Source organism: Legionella sp. (genome assembly GCF_965140895.1).
Taxonomy (GTDB): Bacteria; Pseudomonadota; Gammaproteobacteria; order Legionellales; family Legionellaceae; genus Legionella.
The window spans coordinates 1-1,054 of sequence record NZ_CBCSKT010000152.1 but is presented as its reverse complement, the minus strand read 5'-3'; the positions used below and the strand labels follow the sequence as shown (position 1 = coordinate 1,054).

Genomic DNA, 1,054 nt, shown 5'->3' with positions numbered 1-1,054 from the left:
CAGTTGGGATTTGTACGGAAACATTTGTCTGCAGATGGATTACACACGATAGTGAAACACAGTCTGCTTCGAGAACAATTTAAAGTGATAAAAAATTCAGAATACAGTTGGCAAGACTGCATCATGTCAGGACTTGCTGTTTTTGGATTTAAAATGCCATCGTTACTTCAATTTGAAAAAGATAAAGCATCAGAGCCTTGGATACGACGTAATTTGCATACTTTGTATGGTGTTGAAAAAGCCCCTGGTGATACCTGTATGCGTGAGCGATTAGATAGTGTTTCACCGCGCCAGTTAAGGCGTCCGTTTAAAAAGATATTTTCTTATTTGCAACGAGGTAAAGCGCTAGAGTCTTACCGTTATTTGAATGGCCATTACATCTTTTCATTGGATGGGACAGGCCAATTCTCATCAGAAAAGGTGCATTGCGAATGCTGTTGTGAAAAACACCATAAGAATGGTCGGATAGAATATTATCATCACATGTTAGGAGCAGTACTTGTTCACCCTGAACACCGTGAAGTCATTCCTTTAGCACCGGAACCGATTGTTAAAGGGGATGGCAACACAAAAAATGACTGCGAAAGAAATGCAGCCAAACGCTTGTTGTCTGATTTGCGTCGAGAACATCCTCATCTTAAAGTACTTATTGTTGAAGACGGACTAGCCTCCAACTTTCCGCATTTATCGCTGCTCGACTCACTAAAAATGCAGTATGTCATTGGTGTTAAACCTGGCGACCACAGCTATCTTTTTGACTGGATTAAAGACGTGAAGCCAATGGTACATCAATACATAGATGATGTCGGCACGCAACATGAATTTCATGCTTATACCAACGTTCCATTAAATGATGCCCACTATGATTATCGGGTGAATGTTCTGGAATATTGGGAAACTAAAAAAGATGGACGTAAGCAACATTTTAGTTGGGTCACAACGCTGGCTCTAACATCAGACAATGTCTATGAAGTCATGCGTGCTGGGCGCGCTCGATGGAAAATCGAGAATGAAACCTTCAATACACTCAAAAATCAGGGTTACAATTTTGAGC

1 protein-coding gene is annotated in these 1,054 nt (G+C 40.8%); it reads left to right on the top strand.

Features of this window, described 5'->3' with window-relative positions; genetic code table 11:
* Nucleotides 1-51: 51 nt before the first annotated feature.
* A partial coding sequence (locus ACQY7T_RS13615) for a hypothetical protein (protein ID WP_428414069.1) occupies nucleotides 52-1,054 on the top strand: 1,003 nt, incomplete at its 3' end.